Annotated in this window: 23 protein-coding genes; 13 read left to right on the top strand and 10 right to left on the bottom strand. The window is 41.6% G+C overall.

From position 1 onward, the window contains the following. The first annotated feature begins 7 nt into the window (after positions 1-7). A complete protein-coding gene (locus GVT53_RS07165; RefSeq protein ID WP_166248001.1) occupies positions 8-562 on the top strand; it encodes a type 1 periplasmic binding fold superfamily protein in 555 nt (184 codons plus the stop codon). A 39-nt stretch (positions 563-601) separates the two neighbouring features. On the opposite strand, the gene GVT53_RS07160 is transcribed toward GVT53_RS07165, so the two are convergent. From GVT53_RS07160 to msrA, 3 genes are read right to left on the bottom strand one after another with little or no spacing between them, the layout of a single operon-like run. Continuing rightward, positions 602-892 (bottom strand): hypothetical protein, encoded by a 291-nt coding sequence (locus GVT53_RS07160; RefSeq protein WP_166248000.1) that lies wholly within the window; start codon positions 890-892, stop codon positions 602-604. A 40-nt stretch (positions 893-932) separates the two neighbouring features. Beyond that, complete coding sequence (gene folE / locus GVT53_RS07155) at positions 933-1,532, bottom strand: GTP cyclohydrolase I FolE (RefSeq protein WP_166247999.1); 600 nt, start codon at positions 1,530-1,532, stop codon at positions 933-935. Then, positions 1,519-2,082, bottom strand: coding sequence for a peptide-methionine (S)-S-oxide reductase MsrA (msrA, locus tag GVT53_RS07150; RefSeq protein ID WP_166247998.1), 564 nt, complete (start codon positions 2,080-2,082; stop codon positions 1,519-1,521). Before msrA ends, folE begins: the two co-directional genes overlap by 14 nt. Before the next feature lie 299 nt (positions 2,083-2,381). On the opposite strand from msrA, the gene GVT53_RS07145 reads away from it, so the two are divergent. The 3 genes from GVT53_RS07145 to GVT53_RS07135 all read left to right on the top strand — a co-directional run bounded on the left by GVT53_RS07145 (position 2,382) and on the right by GVT53_RS07135 (position 4,804). Then, on the top strand, positions 2,382-3,050 hold the full coding sequence (locus GVT53_RS07145; RefSeq protein WP_166247997.1) for an ABC transporter ATP-binding protein: 669 nt from the start codon (positions 2,382-2,384) through the stop codon (positions 3,048-3,050). A 1-nt stretch (position 3,051) separates the two neighbouring features. Continuing rightward, positions 3,052-3,816 carry a TIGR02757 family protein gene (locus GVT53_RS07140; RefSeq protein WP_166247996.1) on the top strand — a complete coding sequence of 255 codons (765 nt, stop codon included), beginning with the start codon at positions 3,052-3,054 and terminating at the stop codon, positions 3,814-3,816. Positions 3,817-3,892: 76 nt separating this feature from the next. Then, the gene (locus GVT53_RS07135; RefSeq protein ID WP_166247995.1) at positions 3,893-4,804 is read left to right on the top strand and encodes a hypothetical protein; all 912 of its coding nucleotides are present in this window, start codon (positions 3,893-3,895) and stop codon (positions 4,802-4,804) included. A 3-nt stretch (positions 4,805-4,807) separates the two neighbouring features. On the opposite strand, the gene GVT53_RS07130 is transcribed toward GVT53_RS07135, so the two are convergent. The 3 genes from GVT53_RS07130 to GVT53_RS07120 all read right to left on the bottom strand — a co-directional run bounded on the left by GVT53_RS07130 (position 4,808) and on the right by GVT53_RS07120 (position 9,580). Next, positions 4,808-5,947: a Gfo/Idh/MocA family protein gene (locus GVT53_RS07130; protein ID WP_166247994.1), complete on the bottom strand. Its 1,140-nt coding sequence runs from the start codon at positions 5,945-5,947 to the stop codon at positions 4,808-4,810. Between the two features lie 109 nt (positions 5,948-6,056). Further along, positions 6,057-7,805, bottom strand: a complete 1,749-nt coding sequence (locus GVT53_RS07125) for a cytochrome-c peroxidase (protein ID WP_166247993.1) — start codon at positions 7,803-7,805, stop codon at positions 6,057-6,059. A gap of 170 nt (positions 7,806-7,975) precedes the next feature. Next, positions 7,976-9,580 carry a PhoX family protein gene (locus GVT53_RS07120; RefSeq protein ID WP_166246866.1) on the bottom strand — a complete coding sequence of 535 codons (1,605 nt, stop codon included), beginning with the start codon at positions 9,578-9,580 and terminating at the stop codon, positions 7,976-7,978. Between the two features lie 237 nt (positions 9,581-9,817). Here GVT53_RS07120 and GVT53_RS07115 point away from each other — a divergent pair, with 237 nt between their 5' ends. The 7 genes from GVT53_RS07115 (at position 9,818) to GVT53_RS07085 (ending at position 17,466) form a co-directional block, all read left to right on the top strand. Continuing rightward, positions 9,818-11,302, top strand: coding sequence for a S10 family peptidase (locus GVT53_RS07115; RefSeq protein WP_166247992.1), 1,485 nt, complete (start codon positions 9,818-9,820; stop codon positions 11,300-11,302). A gap of 106 nt (positions 11,303-11,408) precedes the next feature. After that, the gene (locus GVT53_RS07110) at positions 11,409-12,098 is read left to right on the top strand and encodes an SGNH/GDSL hydrolase family protein (RefSeq protein ID WP_166247991.1); all 690 of its coding nucleotides are present in this window, start codon (positions 11,409-11,411) and stop codon (positions 12,096-12,098) included. A 50-nt stretch (positions 12,099-12,148) separates the two neighbouring features. Then, positions 12,149-13,156 carry a glycosyltransferase family 2 protein gene (locus GVT53_RS07105; protein ID WP_166247990.1) on the top strand — a complete coding sequence of 336 codons (1,008 nt, stop codon included), beginning with the start codon at positions 12,149-12,151 and terminating at the stop codon, positions 13,154-13,156. A 112-nt stretch (positions 13,157-13,268) separates the two neighbouring features. After that, positions 13,269-15,221 carry a BatA domain-containing protein gene (locus GVT53_RS07100; protein WP_166247989.1) on the top strand — a complete coding sequence of 651 codons (1,953 nt, stop codon included), beginning with the start codon at positions 13,269-13,271 and terminating at the stop codon, positions 15,219-15,221. Further along, entirely contained in the window at positions 15,218-16,471 is a 1,254-nt protein-coding gene (locus GVT53_RS07095) for a dihydroorotase (RefSeq protein WP_166247988.1), read from the top strand. The genes GVT53_RS07100 and GVT53_RS07095 overlap by 4 nt, the downstream gene beginning before the upstream one ends. Further along, positions 16,471-16,797 (top strand): hypothetical protein, encoded by a 327-nt coding sequence (locus GVT53_RS07090; RefSeq protein WP_166247987.1) that lies wholly within the window; start codon positions 16,471-16,473, stop codon positions 16,795-16,797. The genes GVT53_RS07095 and GVT53_RS07090 overlap by 1 nt, the downstream gene beginning before the upstream one ends. A 9-nt stretch (positions 16,798-16,806) precedes the next feature. After that, positions 16,807-17,466, top strand: coding sequence for an alpha/beta hydrolase (locus GVT53_RS07085; RefSeq protein WP_166247986.1), 660 nt, complete (start codon positions 16,807-16,809; stop codon positions 17,464-17,466). Between the two features lie 23 nt (positions 17,467-17,489). On the opposite strand, the gene GVT53_RS07080 is transcribed toward GVT53_RS07085, so the two are convergent. Both GVT53_RS07080 and GVT53_RS07075 read right to left on the bottom strand, forming a co-directional pair. After that, the gene (locus GVT53_RS07080) at positions 17,490-17,987 is read right to left on the bottom strand and encodes a hydrolase (RefSeq protein ID WP_166247985.1); all 498 of its coding nucleotides are present in this window, start codon (positions 17,985-17,987) and stop codon (positions 17,490-17,492) included. Between the two features lie 5 nt (positions 17,988-17,992). Beyond that, positions 17,993-18,757 carry an MBL fold metallo-hydrolase gene (locus tag GVT53_RS07075; protein ID WP_166250436.1) on the bottom strand — a complete coding sequence of 255 codons (765 nt, stop codon included), beginning with the start codon at positions 18,755-18,757 and terminating at the stop codon, positions 17,993-17,995. Positions 18,758-18,845: 88 nt separating this feature from the next. Between GVT53_RS07075 and GVT53_RS07070 the strand changes: the two genes are divergently transcribed. Beyond that, a complete protein-coding gene (locus tag GVT53_RS07070; RefSeq protein WP_166247984.1) occupies positions 18,846-20,297 on the top strand; it encodes a TonB-dependent receptor in 1,452 nt (483 codons plus the stop codon). Between the two features lie 33 nt (positions 20,298-20,330). Here GVT53_RS07070 and bcp read toward each other — a convergent pair whose 3' ends face one another. Then, positions 20,331-20,783: a thioredoxin-dependent thiol peroxidase gene (gene bcp / locus GVT53_RS07065; protein WP_166247983.1), complete on the bottom strand. Its 453-nt coding sequence runs from the start codon at positions 20,781-20,783 to the stop codon at positions 20,331-20,333. Between the two features lie 55 nt (positions 20,784-20,838). Between bcp and GVT53_RS07060 the strand changes: the two genes are divergently transcribed. Further along, complete coding sequence (locus tag GVT53_RS07060) at positions 20,839-21,501, top strand: endonuclease III domain-containing protein (RefSeq protein ID WP_166247982.1); 663 nt, start codon at positions 20,839-20,841, stop codon at positions 21,499-21,501. A 253-nt stretch (positions 21,502-21,754) separates the two neighbouring features. Here the strand turns inward: GVT53_RS07060 and GVT53_RS07055 are convergent, their stop codons facing one another. After that, positions 21,755-22,339, bottom strand: a complete 585-nt coding sequence (locus GVT53_RS07055; protein ID WP_166247981.1) for an RNA polymerase sigma factor — start codon at positions 22,337-22,339, stop codon at positions 21,755-21,757. Between the last annotated feature and the right edge of the window lie 185 nt (positions 22,340-22,524).

The following is a 22,524-nucleotide window of genomic DNA, read 5'->3' as shown; positions in this document are numbered from 1 at the left end:
TTTTAAGATGAAAACAATTAAAATCTTATCACTGCTTACAGTTGCTGCGACTACTTTTATGGCTTGTTCCAGTGACGATGATGCTCCAGAACCAGTTAATGAAGAAGAGACCATTACAACCATGACGGTTTCTTTGGTTGCTCCAGGTGGCGGCACTACGGTTACGCTCCAATCACGGGACTTGGATGGTGACGGACCCAATGCTCCGGACGTCACAGTTTCTGGAAACTTGGCCGCAAATACTACTTACACAGGCTCGGTCGTGTTTTTAAATGAAACCGAGTCGCCAGCCGAAGACATCACGGAGGAAGTGGAAGAAGAGGATGAAGAGCATCAAGTGTTTTACATCCCTACCGGAAATATCACGGATATTACTTATGATGATGAGGACGGTGATGGAAATCCTTTGGGATTGGCCTTCACATTGGAGACGGGCGATGCAGGAAATGCAACATTGGCCGTTACCTTGATCCATGAGCCAAAAAAACCGAATGATGGGACATTGGCAGACGCCGGGGGTGAACCGGATTTTACCGAAACGTTCCAAATTACAATTGAATAAACATTGGAATTATCAATTCTTTGAAAATGGGGTGCCGAATTAGTTTTTGGCACTCTTTTTTTTGCTCAACAGATAGGTGTAAATCCAGGTAAGCGTAAAGGTCGGGATCACATCCATTCCTGGAACCAACTCTTCGGCAAAAGTGACAAGACCGGCTGCTTGACCTACCCTGCCCTTGTACAATCGGGTCATGAGCCATCCGGCCACAGGTGCCCATATTACATCGGAGAATTCACCAATACCGGGAATAACAAAGGACAACATTCCGACAGCATCGAACAACAATCCTAAAAACAGGTTGCGATACTTATTATCTTTTTCTTCTGCCATGCAGGAAAAATAGCAATTCCAGCTTAATTGGAAAAGCAGTTTAAGACAAATCGGCGCTGATGAGCTTTAAAAACTCGTTCCGTGTTTCAATTTTTTCAAACTGTCCCCTAAAACCAGAGGTCGTGGTTACCGAATTTTGTTTTTGTACCCCGCGCATCATCATGCACATGTGCGATGCTTCTATCACTACGGCGACTCCCTTCGGCTTTAAGGTTTTGTTGATGCACTCCAAAATATCGTGCGTCAAACGTTCTTGTACCTGTAGCCTACGGGCAAACACATCGACCACACGGGGTATTTTGCTCAAACCCACTATATGTCCGTTCGGAATGTAAGCAACATGAGCTTTTCCAAAAAAGGGCAACATATGGTGTTCGCAGAGGGAATATAGCTCAATATCCTTAATGATCACCATATCGTCATAATCCTCGGCAAACATGGCTCCTTTTAGAATTTCCTCGGCATCCTGCTTGTAACCTTGGGTAAGAAAAAGCATAGCTTTGGCAGCACGTTCGGGAGTTTTGATCAATCCCTCTCGGGTAACATCCTCCCCAAGGTCTCCCATAATTTTGGAGAAGTGATCTTTCACCTCATTGGTAATCTCAATATTATATTCCTCGAGGTTTCTATATGGTGCCATGCTTTAGTTTTTTTGAAAAATAATTGTTCAATTTTTTGATCTTTGGATCAATTATAATTTGGCAATACGGTTGTTGCTTGTTTTGATTGTAATAATCGTGATGCTCCTCTTCTGCAAGATAAAAAGGTTTGGCCTCGGAAATAGCGGTTACGATCGGCGACTCAAAAATATTTTCCTTTTCCAATAGATCGATGAAATCCTCCGCCATCTGCTTTTGTTCGGGAGTGGTATAAAAAATTTCGCTGCGATATTGTGTGCCTACATCGTTTCCCTGTTTGTTCAAAGTCGTGGGATCGTGCGTGGCAAAAAACACTTCCAACAATTCGGCATAGGATATTTTTGATGGGTCAAAAGTGATTTTTACCGCTTCGGCATGACCCGTTCTTCCGGTGCAGATTTCGCGATAGGCCGGATTTTTGATTGTTCCGCCAGTATATCCGGAAACTACTTCCTCTACTCCATCAAGTCGTTGAAAAACCGCTTCGGTACACCAAAAACAACCTCCAGCTAAAATTGCGGTATCTAAATATGTATTATTTTGTTTATTCATTTTGATTCAAAGTTAAACAATATTTGAATGATACTATTAATTCTAACAAATATTTATGGATTGTTTGTCGAAAATATGGCATCAAACTTATTTGCTATACTGATATATTTTGATGTCGGTTCGAGTTTTTCCTTTGGAAAAGTATCGAGAACTGGCACCCTGCGTTTTAATCTTACAATTCTCGATACAATTTTGTCCGCTCAACTCAAAAATCTCTCGAATTGACAAATTTATAGCCGGAAAATACAATCTTTGCGATACAACAGTAATGATTATCTTCGACCAGCGAAGTTGTACTTATGATAAAGGCCACAAATATTCAAAAAAGTTATGGAGATCTCAAAGTTCTGCAAGGTGTAGATCTCGAAATCAAAAAAGGAGAAGTTGTATCCATTGTCGGTGCCTCGGGTGCTGGAAAAACCACCTTGTTACAAATTTTGGGCACGTTGGATACGCCGACAAACAAGGGCGAGAGCACCTTGGTCATCAATGATACCAACGTAAACCAACTCAACGACAAGAGCTTGGCCCAGTTCCGAAACGAGCATATTGGATTTATTTTTCAGTTTCACCAATTGTTGCCGGAGTTTACAGCTCTGGAGAATGTTTGTATTCCTGCTTTTATCAAAAAAACGCCGAAAGCAGAGGCTGAAAAGCGTGCGAAGGAACTATTGGACTTTTTAGGGTTAAAAAAACGTTATGATCATAAACCTAATGCACTCTCCGGAGGTGAGCAGCAGCGTGTGGCCGTGGCCCGCTCCCTAATGAACAACCCTTCCGTGGTCTTGGCCGATGAGCCCAGTGGAAATTTGGATTCCGAAAGCGCGGACAATCTGCACAAACTCTTTTTTCAACTTCGGGATGAGTTTGGACAGACCTTTGTTTTGGTGACGCACAACCTGGATTTGGCCGATATGGCAGACCGAAAGCTCACCATGGTGGATGGTTTGATCGTTTCCAAAGATTGATATGACCAAAACGGAGCTCAAAGAATTTTTGGATGCCAAGGTGCTGGAATACAACCATCCCAAATTTTTGGAGGATGATCCCATTCAGATTCCACACGCATTCAATCGGAAGGAAGATATTGAGATCAGTGCTTTTTTAACGGCGACCATAGCTTGGGGCAACCGTAAGAGCATCATCAACAATGCCACAAAATTGATGGAGTTGATCGGCAACACACCTTACGATTTTGTAATCAACCACTCCGAAGAGGATTTGGAACGCCTCTCTCCTTTTGTACACCGCACTTTTAACGGAATCGACCTTGGTTACTTCGTAACCAGTCTGCAAAATATCTATAAAAACCACGGTGGTTTGGAAGCTGTTTTCACCCAACACCAGACCAAGGACTCCATGCTGCCTGCCATTTCTAAGTTCAAACAACTTTTTTTTGAACTGCCCCACCAAAGCAGAACCCAAAAACATGTTTCCGACCCCATCAAGGGTTCCGCGGCCAAACGCATCAATATGTTTTTGCGTTGGATGGTTCGAGACAACAGTACAGGCGTGGATTTTGGTCTTTGGAAGGATATTGATCCCGCAAAGCTCTCCTGTCCGTTGGATGTACACTCGGGCAATGTAGCGCGTAAACTAAAGTTGCTCAAACGTAAACAGAACGATGCCAAGGCCTTACAGGAATTGGACAAAAATCTCAGAAAACTGGACACAGCCGACCCCGTAAAATATGATTTTGCGTTATTTGGGTTGGGGGTTTTTGAGAGGTTTTAATTGCTGTTTGACCATCGTCTTGTTTTAAATCGCAAGAAAATATGTATTCTTGCTATGCAGCGATTATAATATTTCAATGAAAAATCACATAATTTTATTGTTTTTTGTCCTTAATTTATCATGTTCTGACAACAATTCATTTAGTGAAGAGATAGAAAATGAAGAGGAATTGAGTCCTGAAGAACCGGAAGAACAGGGCACTGCGTATTTGAACCAAATATCATCCAATATATCTTCATCGACAGAAAATATTTTTGATTTTACGGACTTTAACAATCTGTTTTCTATCACTGCAGATGGATTATTGCAGTTATGGGAAATAGATTACATCGAAAATAAATCCATGATTGAAATCCAGGTAGAGTCAGGAAGTATCATAAAATTAACCTCAACAGAATTTGACAAAGAAAATGAAAGTTCCACTACCGAAGAAACTATTGTCAGTTATAATGATGACGGTCTAATAACAAGAATAGAAACTTTTTATAACGGAGATAAGGTCCAAGAATATAGTATTGTTCACAATTTATCAGAGATTGATTTTATTGATTTAATAGATGATAGGAATAGAAAAGTAACACTCGACTCAAACAACAATCTAACAAGTTTTTATCAAGAAAATATCGATTTTACCATTCTATTTGAGTATTCGGACGGTAATCTAATCAAAAAAACATTAAATGAAGCCAATATACTTACTTATCAATATGATGATAAAAGTAACCCCTTCAACTCAGATGTTTTCTTAAACCTTTCAACAATAAAGTGTTATCTAAATGTAATTGGTGGCTGGGAATTTTTATTCTATGATGAGAACAACGTTTTTAGCAATTCAAATAACATAGTCCAGTTTACAGTTGAGAAAAATGAATTTGGAGGTCTTCAAAGCAACACCTTTATATACAATTATAACGAAAAAGGCTTTCCAATAGAAAAGAGCAACGAAAACAATTCAATTACTGTAGATTACATTTATACCACTGAATAATTATCACCCCCCAAACCCATAACCAGGCTCAAAATCCAAAGCAATGGTCTCTCCCCCATTGGCAATGGATTGGTAGATAGCCTCTACGATCATCATATCGCGTTTGCCCATTTCGCCAGGAGCTTTGTTGGGCTCACCAAACAATACGTGCCGTGCAAAATCATCCATTTGAAGCTTTTGTTGGCTCTCGTGCGGAAATTTGATTTCATCCCCTTTGGAGGTGACACCGCTCAATGGACCGTAATTATTGGCGGGTTGCAACCTAAACCAGCCCGAAGTACCCGAAACATACATCGCATTGGCATTAAAATTATGCGAGGTGGTGATGTTCCCCACTGCCCCGCTCGGAAACTTAAATTGGGCCGTAATGGTCTCATCGGTATTCTTAAAATACTCAGGGCGTGTACTAAATTCTTGCGCCGACACGGAAACAGGATTTTCTCCCGTACCATAAATGGTACTTTGCACAGCGTATACGCCCATGTTCATTAAAGCACCGCCACCGGACAGTTCCTTGTTCAAACGCCATTGGTCTGGATTTCCGGTAGCACGATAGGATGCATCCGCGGATACAAACAAAATATCTCCGAACGTTTTCTCCTTTACATATTCTTTTACCTGCTGCGTATAGGGTTCGGAGTGCAAGCGATAGCCCATTCCCAATTTTACGCCAGCTTTATCACAGGCATTGATGATGGCCGTACACTCTTCAACGCTGATACCCATGGGTTTTTCACAGATCACATGCTTGCCTGCTTGTGCGGCACGGATACTGAATTCAGCATGCATACTGTTGGGCAGTACCACATACACCACATCAATATCCCCGTTGTTGGCGATATCGTCAAAATTTTGATAATTGTAGATGTTCTTTTCAGGAATTCCATACTTATCCGCCCAAATTTGCTCCTTTTCAGGTGTTCCCGTCACAATTCCTGCCAAATAGCAGTGCTGGGTGTCCTGCAAGGCCGGTGCCAATTGATAAGTACTATAACTCCCAAGTCCGACCAGGGCAATGCCCAGTTTTTTCTTATCCTGATTGGCGCCCATAGCGCACGCAAAAGGTGCGGATGATAACAAAGCGGCCCCTCCCATTCCTTTTATAGTGAGATTGTTAAAATTTCTTCGTGTGATACTTTTCATAGATGGTTGTTTTTAAGATGGCACTTAAATGTAAGCATTGAAAAGCATTTTATTGACCGATATGAGGATTCAAATTGATGTAATAACCAAAAAATCATCAAAAATTCAATTATTCACCAACCTTTTCAAACCTTTTGTCCGTTAACGAGTGCATAAACGAAATCAATGCCCTCTGTTCCCTATCGCTCAAGTTCAACGAATCTGGAGGCAAGGTCTGGTAGGGCACATCCAATCCCATGCCTTGTCCGCCCCCTACGTTGTAAAAAGTAATCACCTCTTCCAAGGTTTCATACACCCCATTGTGCATGTAAGGTGCGGTGAGGGCGATATTTCTAACCGTTGTGGTTTTAAAGAAGTTTCTTTTTTCCTCAACTTTATAAGGATGGTATTGGCCCGGGTCATCATCCAAAACAGGATTTTCAAAATCAGCATTTTTTGGAACTCCCAAATTCTCAAATTCAGTTTCAAGGTATTTTGGCGGTACGGTGCCATTGAATGCCGGCGGGAAATGGCATGTGGCACAAGCTGCTTTTCCCATAAATAAATTGAAGCCCAACTTTTCGTCGGATGTCAGTGAATTTTCTTGACCTTGCATGTTTCTGTCAAACTTGGAATCGAAAGGTGCCAGACTACGGATATAGGTTGCTATGGCATGGCGCACATTTTGATTGGAGATCTCACCATCGTATAATTCTTCAAACGATGGTTTATAGGATGCGTTTTCCTTTACTTTTCGCTCAATGGTATTCAAATCTGAATGAAATTCGTTCTCATCGTTCACCACATTCACGATCTGGCTTTCCAAACCAGCTGCTCTTCCATCATAAAAAAAGCTTTGCTGAAATACCGCATAGGTCAGTGTTGGCGTGTTGCGCTGTAGTTCTACGCCATTTATTCCCAATCCCTTTTTGTGCCCGTCCGTAAAAGCTTTGTCCTCCAAATGACAGGTAGCGCAGCTTATGGTTCCGGTGCTGGAAAGGGCTGGGTCGTTGAACAGTTTTTTTCCAAGTAAAATTCTTTCATCGCTCATGTCCGGAGAACCTTGCAACGAAAATTGCTTGATATTGAAGAAATCCTTATCAAAAAGATTGGTCGCTGTAGTATTTAATGAGCGGGATGTGTTCAGGGCAATGCCCCAATCATCGGCGGTTTGGTTGATAAGTTCCAACTGCTTGTTGGTGTGGTCTTTTATAAAGCCATATCGATCAAAATCATCAAAATTACTGGATTGCAAGCTGTTTATGGTCCGGTCGATCTCGTTGCTCCATTGCTCGTACAATGCTTGATCCTTAAAGGCTTCCTTATAAATGTTCAATACTTTATGGATGGACTCATAATTGTAGATGGCCTCGTTAAGGGAGTTGGCCAACATCGGCGAATCGAAACCTGTGATGCCTTTTGTAGCTATATTTACGATGGCATCCCGTATCATTTTAAGATGGTGCCTATCGCGTTGTGTGTAGATTATATGATTTTTTCTGATATATGGAATTCGGGCTTGAAGGTAGTTTATCACCAAGTGCAAATCCATATTGGGTACTTTTTCGTCGGCATACAACAATTCTTCCAGCACCTGATAACTTTGGGGGTTCAACTTTTTGATATCGGTATAGTCATCGATTTCCACTTTAAGAAGGTTGGGAGCGTTCATGGACAAATAATTCTGATAATCGTATGCCATGATCATGGGCTCCGCCCTTTTGTACCATTCCCTGCTCTTTAAAAAATATGCTTTGTTTTGCTCCAACGTTGCCAGCGTATCCAACTTTTGGATATAGTGTGCGGCACTGTCCAAGGTTTGGAAATAGTGGTTTCTTATTTCCTCGTTGAACATGGATTCGGCATCTGCACTGGTCATTTTTTTAGGAGCTTCCTTCTCTTTACAGGAAGCAAGACACAGGAAAACAAGGCAAAGACCCAGTAAAAAATAAGCTGGAGATTTCATAAAGTAGAAAGTATTTTAAATGAAGAAAAAGGCTCCCTTTTTTAAAGGGAACCTTTTAGGTAATATTTTATGGCCGGGCCATGTTATCTTGGAAGCCCTGTAATTTTGAACAAGAAGGACCCTTCCAATTCAGTGGCTGCTTCGTCAATGGCGGTTGGGTCCACAAACTTGGCACCATCGGCTCTGAATGTTGCCGGATTGTTGCTGTCATAAGTCCAACCGTGTACCTGTGCACCAGCAATAAATGTGGGTTCGGAAGTACCCAAAATATCGGTTACATCGATCATACCGGTAATTTCCCAGTATGTATCCGTGTTTCCGATTCCTAGTTCCGATGCAGCTATTTGGTTACACTCCATTACTTCGGTGAAGTCACCTGTCATAATATCATATTGCCAAAGTTTGGCGTATCCTTGAATTTCCGGGTTCCTATCGGCATATCCATTGGGATCTTCTTGAATGTAAGCATACCTTTCGGTCACCACAATATTATCGGGCGAGTGCATACCGTCACCTTTTCCGCCCTCCAAATCACCATCTACCACCACGGTAAGCTTAGCGTCACCGATCGGGTCGTTTGGATTTAGTTCCAATTTGTAAACTCTTCCAAAAGAGGTTCCTCTATTGGCCAGATCAGGATTGTTGATTCTCCCTGTCGCATTGAAGAACACATTTCTATTGTTTTCTGCCGAGCCTCTCTGCCAATCGATGTCCTCGATTCTTTGGAACCCTATGGCAACCGAATCAATAGCTTCTTGGTTCAGCTCTTCAAGGGTTCTTTCGGTAACCTCTACCCACTCTACATCATATTCGATGTCTTGGGCCATACCCATTTCAAATTTAAGCCCGCCGCCGCCAATGGCAGTTTCGGTGGTATCCTTTCCTCTCAGCACATATAGCTTTCCACCATATAGATCTCCTCTGGCGCCTACATACATACCAAAATGAGCCGATGGATATTCGTTTTGACTATCGTCATCACCCATAAAAACTACGGTTTGGTTTGGATAGGCATTTTTGCTAATGGCAACTGCATTTTCTGTGGACCACTCGCCCAGGGCAGGTAATCTTTCGGCCTCCACTCTGTCTTCGGCAGAACGGAAAGGGTTGATCTTATAGACACCTTTGGCGTTTCCTCCCCATTCACCTCCGGAAAGGTAAAGCGGACCAAAACCATGTTCTTCAACAGTAATGGCAGAGCCGGAACATTGGGCCGTAAATGCCGTAGCGGTAGCGTTTACGATATAATCGCCCTCCAATGGCTGAAGATCGGAGTTTACCCTGATCCTTGCGATGGAAAAATCCCTTTCCAGGTTATTGATCAAGGCAAAAGTGCCATCTTCATAAGGAAAAAGAGCAGCACCATCGGTATAGGCGCCAAAAACGAAGGTCGAATCAGAAGGAAGGATATCGGCAGAGGTCATGATCATTTCCAATTGTGCCGTACCGGCAAATGCTCCCTTTAATTCAAATACATTGTTCGGGACAACGGAACTGGTCAATGGAGTAAGCTCTTCCGAAGTCAAATCTTCACCGTCCTCACCATCAATACCGTCGGCGCCATCTTGTCCGTCGGCGCCATCGACACCATCAATGCCGTCACGGCCATCTTCACCCTCACAACTGGTGAGTCCGAAGGAAACAATGGACACAATGGCCATGCTCAAAAATAATCTTGTAAATTTCATAAATGTTCAGTGTTAAGGTTAATGCCGTAAAACTAACCACACACCCTTATGAAAGCATTAACTGGGAATATCCATTGGTTTAAGCTTTTCTTAACATAATGTTACTATGTAAAATTTAGTTCTCTTTTTTGTTTCCCAAAATCAAACTTAACGTTAACCACATTTTTTAATCGAATTGGAAACCTTATCCTACAAATTCCCTATTTTTATGGACTAGACTAATTCAACCAAATAATAATGAAAAAACTCTTACTGTTAGGTATGGCGTTGTGCACGTCATTCGCCTTTGCCCAAGAACGCAAACTTCCTGTAGACACTACGGTAACCACACAACATTCCGTAACCATTAATGGCTCAAGAATCGATTACACTGCAACCACGGGCACGCAACCGGTCTGGGACGAACTGGGTGAGCCCATTGCGTCTCTTCACTACACCTATTACACCAAAAATGATGTTAAGGACAGGGCCTCAAGGCCACTTTTGATTTCCTTCAATGGAGGACCAGGGTCTGGTTCCGTTTGGATGCACCTGGCCTACACAGGGCCTCGTATCCTTAAAATCGATGATGAGGGTTATCCTGTTCAGCCCTATGGTGTCAAGGAGAATCCGTTTTCCGTTTTGGACGTGACCGATATTGTTTATGTGAACCCCGTTAATACAGGTTACTCGCGTACCATTCCAGAAACTGGAAAGGAAGTAGATCGTGAAAAGTTTTTCGGGATCAATGCCGATACCAAATACTTGGCCGAATGGCTCAATACCTTTGTGACCCGAAACAACAGATGGAACTCGCCAAAATATATTGTTGGGGAAAGTTATGGGGGTACCCGTGTTATGGGGCTTTCCTTGGCGCTCCAAAACCAACAATGGATGTATTTGAACGGAGTGATCATGGTTTCCCCTGCCGATTACAAGGTATTCCGTGACAACGATCCTGTCTCCAGTGCCTTGAATCTACCATATTTTGCCGCCACGGCATGGCACCACAAGGCGTTGCCATCTGATTTACAAAGTAAAGATCTTTTGGAAGTATTGCCGGAAGTGGAAGAATTTACGATCAACGAATTGTTGCCAGCTATTGCCAAGGGCGGATTTATAGCAGATTCCGAACGTAAATCCATTGCAGATAAAATGGCGCGTTATTCGGGATTGGACGTTCAGGATATACTGGACCACAACTTGGATGTACCTACCCAATTCTTCTGGAAAGCCTTGAAAAGAAGAAACGGAGGTTACACCATTGGGCGTTTGGACAGCCGCTATTTGGGAATCGACAAAACCTTGGCAGGTACCCGTCCCGACTATTCCCCCGAGTTGACCTCTTGGTTGCACAGCTTCACTCCCGCCATAAACTATTATTTGCAGGAGGAGCTTGATTTTAAAACCGATATCAAATACAATATGTTCGGTCCTGTTCACCCTTGGAACAATGACGATGATAGCGTCCGTGATGATTTGCGTCAGGCCATGGCACAGAATCCATATTTGAACGTGTTGGTACAATCCGGCTATTATGATGGTGCCTGCACCTATTTCGCGGCCAAGTACACCATGTCCCAAGTAGATCCAAGTGGTAGAATGAAAGATCGTTTTGAATTCAAGGGCTACCGTTCCGGTCACATGATGTATTTAAGAAGGGAAGATTTAAAATCTGCCAACGAGGATATCAGGGCGTTTATTTTAAGAACCCTGTCCAAAGGAAAGAGTGCAAAATACTAAGCAACATAAAATTTAGATTTATAAAGCGGTGTAACATAATTGTTGCACCGTTTTTTATTGAAATGATTTCAGTTGAAATTCCCTATTTTTATCCAAACTGCACATAATGAAAAAACAAACCATCCTCTGGATCATGCTATCATTTTTAGGATTGTCGAGCACTTCAAAAATCAATGCCCAAGATTGGCCCAATTTGGAAAAGTACAAAAGTACCAATGCAGAACTCGCTGCGCCTTCCGGAGAAGATCGTGTGGTGTTCATGGGAAATTCCATAACAGAAATGTGGAAAGATGCGCATCCAGAATTTTTTGCTGAAAACCCGTATGTAAATCGTGGCATTGGCGGACAGACCACGCCACAGATGGTACTTCGTTTTCGCCAAGATGTGATTGACCTTGACCCCAAAGTGGTGGTTATTTTAGCGGGCACCAACGATATTGCCGGCAATACAGGCCCGATGACACTGGAACAAATCCACGACAACATATTATCCATGGTACAACTGGCAAAAGCAAACGGCATTAAACCGATTGTTTGTTCCGTGCTCCCTGCCTACGATTATCCGTGGCGTCCCGGTTTGGAGCCAAACCTCAAAATCCCGAAACTGAACAAAATGCTCCAGGAAATGACCGAAGCTCAGGAAGTGATGTATTTGGATTATTTCTCCGAAATGGCGGATGATAGAAATGGGCTGCCAACCGAACTGACCACGGACGAAGTACATGTGACCAAGGCAGGTTACAAGATTATGGAGAAAATGGTGCAAGAAGCTATTGCAAAGACTTTAAAAAATTAACCCATCTACTTTTCCCGGTTCCAAATCAGTAGCTTCAATTAGTTTGCAGCATGCAAAACAGTAAGGTCAGCATCATAATTCCTTTTAAGAACACTGTACATTTTTTGATCGAATGTTTGGATTCCATCATAGGGCAAACCTATAGGGAATGGGAGGTTTTAGCGGTAAACGATCATTCTACGGATGAAAGCTTTGAACTCCTTACCTCCTACTCCCAAAAAGATGACCGAATCAAGGTCTTCCAAAATGAGGGAAATGGAATCATTCCCGCACTTCAAACAGCGTATGCAAAAAGTAATGGAGATTTTGTGACAAGAATGGATTCGGATGATATTATGGAACCCGATCGTTTAGAGGTCATGGTCAATTCTTTGATAGCGTACGGAAAAGGGCATGTTGCCGTAGGACAGGTGAAATACTTTTCGAACCGAGGTATCAGCAATGGCTATGAACGCTATGAAAAGTGGCTGAACCGATTGACATCCAAAGGAAACAACTTTGATGAGATATACAAAGAGTGCGTTATTCCCTCACCTTGTTGGATGATACAACGAAGCGATTTTGAACGATCTCAAGGCTTTGACCCCAACCGTTACCCCGAGGATTACGACCTCACGTTTCGTTTTTATGAGCACGGCTTCAACATTATTCCCTGCAACCAAGTATTGCATCTTTGGCGCGATTATGACACTCGAACATCGCGAACCCATGAGCACTATGCCCAAAACTACTTTTTGGACATCAAACTGCACTATTTTCTTAAACTGGATCACCACAAAGACCGACCATTGGTGGTATGGGGCGCAGGATTTAAGGGGAAAAAGATAGCCAAAGGATTAAAAAGGCATGGGTTGGATTTTGTTTGGCTGTGCGATAACCCAAAAAAAATAGGCAAAAAAATCTACGGTAAAGAACTCGTACATTTTAAGGCATTACAGCATTTGAAAAATCCACAAAGCATCATCACCGTGGCCAATGAGGATGCACAAGAAGAAATTCGAGGTTTTTTTTCTGAGCTTGGCCAATCCCCAATGCAGGATTATTTCTTTTTTTGTTGATTCTGCGCTGTTCTGGATGAGATACGACGAACGCACTCGAATACCAATAAATTGTGGATTGTTTATTGGTCTTTGATAATTGCAAACCGAAGTTTGAAATCAAAATGTTTTAATGCCTATCTTTGATCAAGCAATATTGGGAATGCAGTTTAAACATCCAGAAATTCTTTGGGCACTTTTTCTTCTAGTCATACCCATTTTAATTCATTTATTCCAGTTACGGCGCTTTACTAAAACCCCTTTTACCAATGTAGCCATGCTGCAAAAGGTAATTTTGGAATCCAGAAAGAGCAACACGCTCAAAAAATGGTTGTTGCTCATTACAAGGTTGTTGTTGCTAGCGGCCATCATTATTGCTTTTGCACAACCATTTTCCTCGACGGTAAGTGCGCTTCAAGAAAAAGAGACCGTTGTTTATTTGGACGATTCCTTCAGTATGCAGGCCAAGAACAATGGTATTTCACTTTTGGAAAAAGCTGTACAGGATTTTATTAAAAATATTGATGGGGATACCGAATTCAGTCTCTTTACAAACGAAAAAACCTTTCGAAATGTTCGCGTTAAGGATATTCAGAATTCGCTGTTATCGCTCCCCTACTCCTACAAACAATTAAGTTTGGATGAAATTGCCCTAAAGGCCAATAGCTTGTTTTCCAAAAATAGCGGTAGTATAAAAAACCTTATTCTAGTTTCAGATTTTCAAGAAAGAATGTCTACTGGAAGTACAAACGTGGACTCCGTTTTAGCTGTTCATTTTATTCCAATGCGACCACGGGAAGCGCAAAATGTATCCATCGACTCTGTTTTTGTGGACGATGGCTTAAACGAACAAGCCACATTGAATGTTTTTCTTTCTGGCGGTAACCAAGATGGAGCATTGCCCATTTCATTGTATAATAATAATGAATTGATAGCCAAAACAGCTGCTAAATTCAAATCGAACGAAAATGCGAAAGTCGAATTTACCATACCTGCCGATGAAGCATTGAATGGGAGGTTGAGCATCATTGATAATGCCTTAGGGTATGACAATAAGTTCTATTTCAATATCAATTCCAAAGAAAAAATAAAGGTTTTAGCAATCAGCGAATCAGATAGTGATTTCTTAAACCGTTTGTTTCGTAGTGATGAATTCGATTTTCAAAAATATGCATTGAACCAATTGGATTACAGCACCCTGGACAATCAAAATGTGGTGATCCTTAATAATTTAAAAGCAGTTCCGAGCAGTCTGCAAAATATCTTGCGCACTTTTAAAAACGATGGCGGCACCTTGATCGTAATCCCAGCTATCAACAGCGACCTTGATACATACAATACATTATTGTCCAGCCTATCAGCTACGCAGTTCTCAGAAAGAATCGTTTCGGATGAACAATTGACCAAAATATCATTCGACCATCCGTTGTACCGCAATGTTTTTGAGCAAGAAGTTACCAACTTCCAGTATCCGTCCGTCAAGGAATATTTTAAAATACAGACCAGTCTACCTACAGCGCTGTCCTTGGATGGTGGGGATTCATTTTTAGTGGGAGACGATGGATTGTATGTGTTTACGGTTCCGTTGGAAGTCGGAAATTCCAATTTCATTAACTCCCCGTTGATTGTGCCCACCTTTTACAATATGGCCCAATCCAGTTTGCAGACACCCAGAACATATCAAACACTTGGTGAATCGACTACCGTGGATATTTCGGCGGAAATCGGCAACGATGACATCTTGAAGGTGGCAAAAGACGGGTATGAGTTTATTCCCCTTCAGCAGACCTTCCCGAACCGGGTACGCTTAACTTTTGAACAGAATCCCACCGAGGATGGAATTTACTCCATACTCCAAAATCAACAACCCCTCCAAAATATAAGTTTTAACTTTCCCCGAACAGAAAGCCAACTCAAATATCTGGATATAGGTACGTTGGAAAACGTAAACACCATGGATTCCATTCCAGAGCTGTTCCAATATCTGAAAGCCGAGAACAACATTACGGCTTATTGGAAATGGTTTGTTATTTTAGCGCTGCTTCTGGCGCTGATAGAGGTACTCATTCAAAAATTTGTTACATGAACATTCTGCTGAAGTCTGCAAAAATTGTATGCCCAGAGAACAAGGACCTTCACTTGAAAAAGCGTGACATCCTTATCAAAAAAGGGGTCATCGAAAAAATTGGTGCCACTGTGGATGCGCCGTCCAATATTAAAGTGGTGGAGAAAGAAAACTTGCATGTTTCCTTGGGGTGGTTCGATAGCAGCGTAAGTTTTGGCGAACCGGGTTTTGAGGAACGCGAGACCATTGCTAACGGATTGTTTACCGCGGGCAAAAGCGGTTTTACCGATATTGTCCTCAACCCCAACACGCACCCCGTACCCGATACCAGCTCCGATGTGGTGTTTTTAAAAGAACGCGGTCAGGGAAAGGCCACAAAACTCTATCCCTTGGGAACTTTGACCAAAAACGCGGAAGGAATTGATCTGGCCGAACTCTTTGATATGAGAAATGCAGGCGCAGTTGCTTTTTTTGATTTCAAAAAACAAATCTCGAATCCCAATTTGCTCAAAATAGCTTTGCTATATGCCCAAAACTTTGATGGGTTGGTCTATTCGTTCCCACAAGATGGCGACATTAAAGGAAAAGGCGTTGCCAACGAGGGGGAAATATCTACCAAATTAGGTCTAAAGGGAATTCCGGCATTGTCCGAAGAACTACAGATCGCAAGAGACTTATATATTTTGGAATACACGGGAGGAAAACTCCATATTCCGACAATCTCATCTGCGGGTTCGGTAAAACTGATTGCCGAGGCCAAGAAAAAAGGGTTGGATGTATCATGCAGTGTTGCGGTACATAACCTCTTCTTTTCCGATGAAACCTTGGTCGGTTTTGATACCCATTTTAAGGTATCCCCTCCACTACGGACAAAATCCGATTGCAAGGCCTTGATCAAAGGGTTGAAAAATGGGACCATAGATTTTGTGACATCGGACCACATTCCCATGGATATTGAGCACAAACGTGTGGAGTTCGATAATGCAAAAAATGGAAGCCTTGGCTTGGAATCCGCATTTGGTAGCTTGAACACTATTTTTGAACTCGATGAAACCATCAGCTTGTTGACCAAGGGTCGGGAGCGGTACCAGATTGATTCCCCAAAACTGGAAGAGGGTGCCAAAGCCTGCCTTACACTCTTCAACCCGGAAGGTGAGTATGTTTTTGAAACAAACGATGTGCTGTCAACATCAAAAAATAGCATGTTCGTAGGTGCCACCTTAAAGGGTAAAGTTTACGGAATCATACATAACGATTTAAGTACTTTATAATGAGCGACCCATCTATTCCAGGAAAAACTACGGCTGTTGTAGCTTATATTACCATTGTTGGCTGCTTGATCGCCATTACCATGAACATTGAGGATAAAAATGCCTATGCACGTTTTCATATACGGCAGGCGTTCGGAATTCACGTGCTTTTTCATGCCTTGGCCATTATAATGACCTATGCCGGATATGCATATTTGGCCATCCCTGTATACCTTTTTTATATTGCCATATGGATTTTTGGTTTTTTACAGGCGCTGAACGATAAGACCAAGCCACTGCCCTTATTGGGCAATTATTTTCAAAAATGGTTCAAATTCATTTCATAAATCGATACAATGTCCCTAAAAACCTTATCATTAGAATATTTGCTTCGACCTTCATCCAAAGTTTCAGGAAAGATTCCTGCGCTTTTTATGTTCCACGGTTATGGCAGTAACGAAGAGGACCTGTTTTCCTTTGCTTCCGAATTACCAGGGGAATTAATGGTAATTTCCGTTAAGGCGCCCTATAACCTTGAGCCCTTTGGACATGCATGGTACGCCATTAATTTTGATGCGGAACAAGGGAAGTGGAGCGACGATGGGCAGGCCAGGGAATCCAGGGAGAAAATTGTTCAATTTATAGATGAGGCCGTTGAAGCTTACAACCTTGATAAAGAAAACATTACCCTTTTAGGGTTCAGCCAAGGAACCATTTTGAGCTATTCCGTTGCACTATCCTACCCGGAAAAAGTAAAAAATGTTGTGGCATTGAGCGGATACATCAACGAGAATATTTTGGTCGATGGTTACGCCGAAAAAGACCATAGCAAATTGAATTTCTATGCTTCACATGGGCAAGTGGACCAAGTGATTCCTTTGGAATGGGCCCAAAAATCGCCAGATTTCCTAAAAAAATTGAATATTCCAACGACCTATGAGGAATTTCCTGTAGGGCACGGTGTTTCCCAACAGAATTTTTTCTCGTTTAAAAAATGGTTGGAAAAACATATTTAGTTGATGTCCAAAATTTGCGAAGATCAATAATCTTGCAGGGCATAGAGCAAATGTTCGGACAGTGTAAAGTCCACGCTCAAATCATCCTTTAACTCATATTTTATAATAAGGTCGCCCCAGTATTTCCCGTCGGAAAAGTCTGCAAGAATCCATTTATGGTTCAATACTTTGATTTTGTTGATTTTAAAATCACTCTCCATCCCTTCGTAGGGAATCAAAGGATTGTCGCCTTTTTGTTCGTTGGTTTCCAATAACTTATCTTGGATATAAAGTGAAGGGTTTTCCAGATTCAGGTGGTCATAATACGCCAAGGCATCGTCATTGTTCTCCAACGTAAAATATTGCATGTCCAATACTTTTAAATGCATGGTCTGTAATGAATCCTCTAGCTTCACCACCTCTTGTTCCAATTGTTTTACATCTGATATCAATGCTTTTTGCATGTTATTGCCCGTCACAAATTGAAAGAGGGCCAATAAGGCAGCAAAAACAAATAGGTATAGAAATATATTCTTCTTCATTGAATCTAAATTTTGATCTGTAGGTTATCGTAGGCCAAATGTATGTTTTTGGGAAGACTTTTTTCTACTTCTTCATGAAATCCCAACAAGGCACTGATATGGGTGAAATAAGTTTGTTCCGCCCCTACTTTTTTGGCAAATTCCAGAGCTTCTTCCAAATTAAAATGGGAATGGTGCGGCTCGATACGTAGCGCATTGATCACCAATACTTTGGCGCCTTTCATCTTTTTTATTTCCTCCTCCTCTACCCTTTTTACATCGGTCATATAAATAAATTCGCCGAAACGGTAACCAAAGACCTGCAGTCTATTGTGAAAGGCTTCAATGGGAACTACATCCAAATCGCCCAAAGTGATTTTTTCATCCTTATGCACCTCATTCACTTGAACAGCAGGAGCTCCGGGGTAACGGTCTTCGTCGGCAAAAATGTAGTCGAAACGCCTATTTAAGGATTGGATTACCCTGGGATGGGCAAAGATCGGGATGTCCCCCTGCCTAAAGAAAAAGGGGCGGATATCGTCCATACCTGCCGTATGGTCCGCATGTTCGTGGGTGAACAAAATCCCATCCAACTTATCTATGGGGTTGGCAAGCATTTGTTGTCTAAAATCCGGGCCACAATCAATCACATAATTGTAGTTTTTCCACGAAATCAATACGGATACGCGCAGTCTTTTATCCCTCGGGTCCTCGCTCAGGCATACGGGATGATTGCTCCCTATAACCGGGATTCCTTGCGAGGTTCCCGTACCCAAAAAAGTAATGGTCATCTGATCATCCATTAATTTCAAAATTATAACTTATTTATTTAATAGATTGATTGAAGAGTGTAACTTTGTTTCATCTTAAAATTTGGATATGCCTACCGTACCAAGCAAAGAAAATGCTTTTGAAAACATTCCTTCCATAAAGGCGAAAACCCTTAGGATAAATTTGAACCGTGATATTTACGGAACCTTTGCCGAAATTGGAGCTGGGCAGGAGACCGCAAGACATTTTTTTAGAGCTGGCGGGGCCTCTGGAACCATTGCAAAGGCGATGAGCGCTTACGATAAGTCTTTCAGTGACGCTATTTATGGTATTGAGGAAGATGGGCGCTACGTTACCCAATCCCGTTTAAAAAAGATGCTGGACCACGAAATGCGCTTGGTCGAGGAACGGATCAGTAGGGACAGCAATCCGGATTATTTGTTCTTTAGCTACGCCAATACGGTGGCAACAATAGATTTTTCCAAGAGATATAAAGGACATGGATGGGTAGGATTACGTTTTCAATTGGATCCCGACCAAAAGGAATACGATGAAATTGTACTCCACATCCGTTTTAAACAAAATGAAGCCAGATTACAGCAAGAAACACTTGGAATCCTTGGTGTTAACTTGATCTATGGTGCGTTTTTTAAGTTCCATAAACCACGAAAGCTTTTAAAATACCTATATGATCATATTGACCACGATACGTTGGAGATTGATATGATCAACTTTACCGGACCTAATTTTGCCGATGTCGATAACCGTTTGATGAGCCTTCAGCTTATTAAAAACGATATGACGGATGCGGTGATGTTCGGACCTGATGGCAATAACTTGCTGCCCGCTGCCGTACTTTATAAAAAGAACATCTTGGCGCTCCGCGGTAGTTTTAGGCCCGTTACCAAAGTGAATATGGACATGTTCCAGAAGTCCTACGATATTTTTATCCGGGAACAGACGGTGGATATGGAAAACGCCATTGTGGTTTTTGAGATAACATTGTCCAACCTTAAGGCATCTGGGGAAATAGATGAGCAGGATTTTATGGATCGGGCCGAGCTACTTTGTTCCCTTGGCCACACGGTACTGATTTCCAAGTTCCAAGAATACTATAAACTGGTAGAGTACTTTAATAATTACACCAAGGCCAAAATCGGTTTGACGATGGGAGTCAACAATTTGGTGGATGTATTCGATGAAAAATATTACCGACACTTGAGCGGTGGTATCTTGGAAGCCTTCGGTAAACTGTTCTTCAAGGATTTGAAGGTTTACCTATATCCAATGAAGGATCCTGAAACCGGTCAGGTCCTCACAAGCAATAACGTAAAGGTCCACCCACGGATGAAGGAATTGTACAAATTCTTCAAGTACAACGGTAAGGTGATGGACATTATCGATTATGATCCGGATGTATTGCATATCTTCTCAAGGGATGTGCTCAAGAAAATCATCAATAAAGATGAAGGTTGGGAAAAGGAATTGCCCGAGGGTATCGCAGAAACTATAAAAGAGAAGAACTTGTTCACCAGAAAAGTTCTGGAAGAGAAAGAATAAAAAAAGGCGCTACATCAGCGCCTTTTTTAGTTTTTATGCCAGTATCTGTGCAGCGTGATCTTTGGTCTTTACTTTTTCGATGACATTTTCCACTTTTCCCTCTTCATCAATAACAAAAGTGGTTCGGTGGATGCCATCATATTCCCTGCCCATAAATTTTTTGGGTCCCCATACCCCAAAGGTGTTGATCACCGTATGGTCTTCATCCGCCAATAACGGAAAAGGAAATTCATATTTGTTCTTAAAATTGGATTGTTTCTTCTCGGAATCAGCACTAACGCCCAAAAGTTCATAACCTTCACCTTGCAACTCCTTATAATTGTCCCTTAAGTTACAAGCTTCAGCGGTGCAACCCGGTGTATTTGCTTTGGGATAGAAAAATACGACCAACTTTTTTCCTTTGTAGTCACTTAGATTAATTGTGTTGCCGTCTTGGTCTTTTGCTGAAAAATCAGGTACTTTATCACCTACTTTTAACATATTCATGTGCGTTGCTCTTGAATTAATTGTTTAATATTTACTTTATCAAAGTTAAACAACTATGACCAAACAAGAAAAGGTTGAATTCACCATCAAAACCTTGGATGAACTCTATCCAACCATTCCTATACCGCTGGACCACAAAGATCCGTACACGCTATTGATCGCAGTGTTGCTATCGGCCCAGAGTACCGATGTCAGGGTCAATCAAATCACACCTTTATTATTTGAAAAGGCCGACAATCCCTTTGATATGGTAAAACTTACGGAAGAGGAAATTCGGGAAATCATCAAGCCAGTAGGCCTGTCCCCTATGAAATCCAAAGGAATTTATGGACTTTCAAAAATTTTGATAGAAAAATATAATGGCGAAGTTCCGAGAAACATCTCCTTGTTGGAAGAATTGCCCGCTGTGGGACATAAAACTGCCAGTGTTGTGGTTTCCCAAGCCTTTGGAATCCCTGCCTTTCCTGTGGACACCCATATTCATCGGTTGATGTACCGTTGGGGGTTCAGTAATGGAAAAAATGTGATCCAAACGGAACGTGATGCCAAACGCTTGTTTCCAGAGGATATTTGGAACCGACTGCACCTTCAAATTATCTGGTATGGCCGGGAATATTCGCCGGCAAGGGGCTGGGACTTGGAAAAGGACGTTATTACCAAGACGATAGGTAGAAAAACCGTGATCAATGACTATTATAAAAACAAAAAGAGCCGCTAATTGCGGCTCTTTTCGTCAGTTTGATCCTTAAATTAATTCAATGTTACTTCAAACTGGTGCTTTTTGTAGTCAACTACATTAATCGATTTTGAAAAGCTAAGCAAGAAATCAACAGTTTTCTGGCTCGCTTTTACCGTTTTTACGGATTTTTGTTCTTCAGAGTAAATGTTTTCCATATTCTAGCGTAAGTAATTGTTTCCATAGTATAACGGCGCTAGATTGGAAATATTGCAGGCTTCGACGTAATGCTCGATTAATTCGTTAAAACGATATTCTTGCGCTCAACAATTTTTCTAAGATTGATAAGGGCATATCGCATTCTTCCCAAAGCCGTGTTGATGCTAACATTAGTGTTTTCGGATATTTCCTTAAAGCTCATATCCTTGTAGATTCGCATGATCAATACTTCTCTCTGGTCGTCCGGCAACTCATCGATCAAAAGGGTAAGATCGCTTTCTATTTGATCTTTGATGATCTGCTTTTCGGCATTCAGCTTTTCGTCGTGGATAACGGAAAAGATGTTGAAGTCGTCGCTGCCCTCGAACTTGGGCATTCTTTTGTTCTTACGGAAATGGTCTATCACCAAGTTGTGTGCAATACGCATCACCCATGGTAAAAATTTACCTTCTTCGCTATACCTTCCTTTTTTCAGGGTTTTGATGACCTTGATAAAAGTGTCCTGGAAGATGTCCTCTGCAACATCTCTGTCCAAAACTTTGCTATAAATAAAGCTGGTGATTCTTTGGTTGTGCCTGTTGATCAGGATTTCAAGAGCCTTTTCGTCTCCGTCAATGTAATTCCTTACTAAAATCGAATCATTAATCTGTAGTTGTTCCATACAAATTACTTTTTTTGGGTTAAAATCACAGTCCTCCCCTTAAAAAGGAAAACCTTAGTTATTCAGTTTTTAATCTTTAAAAAAGTAATTATTCTGTATAGGCCTATCAGGATTTTAATTACACTTCAAATATAGATAAATAGCTAGGCGATCTAAAAATCTATGTTGTGAGTTGACGATTTTTA

This window comes from Flagellimonas oceani, assembly GCF_011068285.1.
Lineage (GTDB): Bacteria > Bacteroidota > Bacteroidia > Flavobacteriales > Flavobacteriaceae > Flagellimonas > Flagellimonas oceani.
The sequence above is the reverse complement of the archived record's forward strand: the minus strand, read 5'-3'. Positions and strand labels throughout refer to the sequence as shown.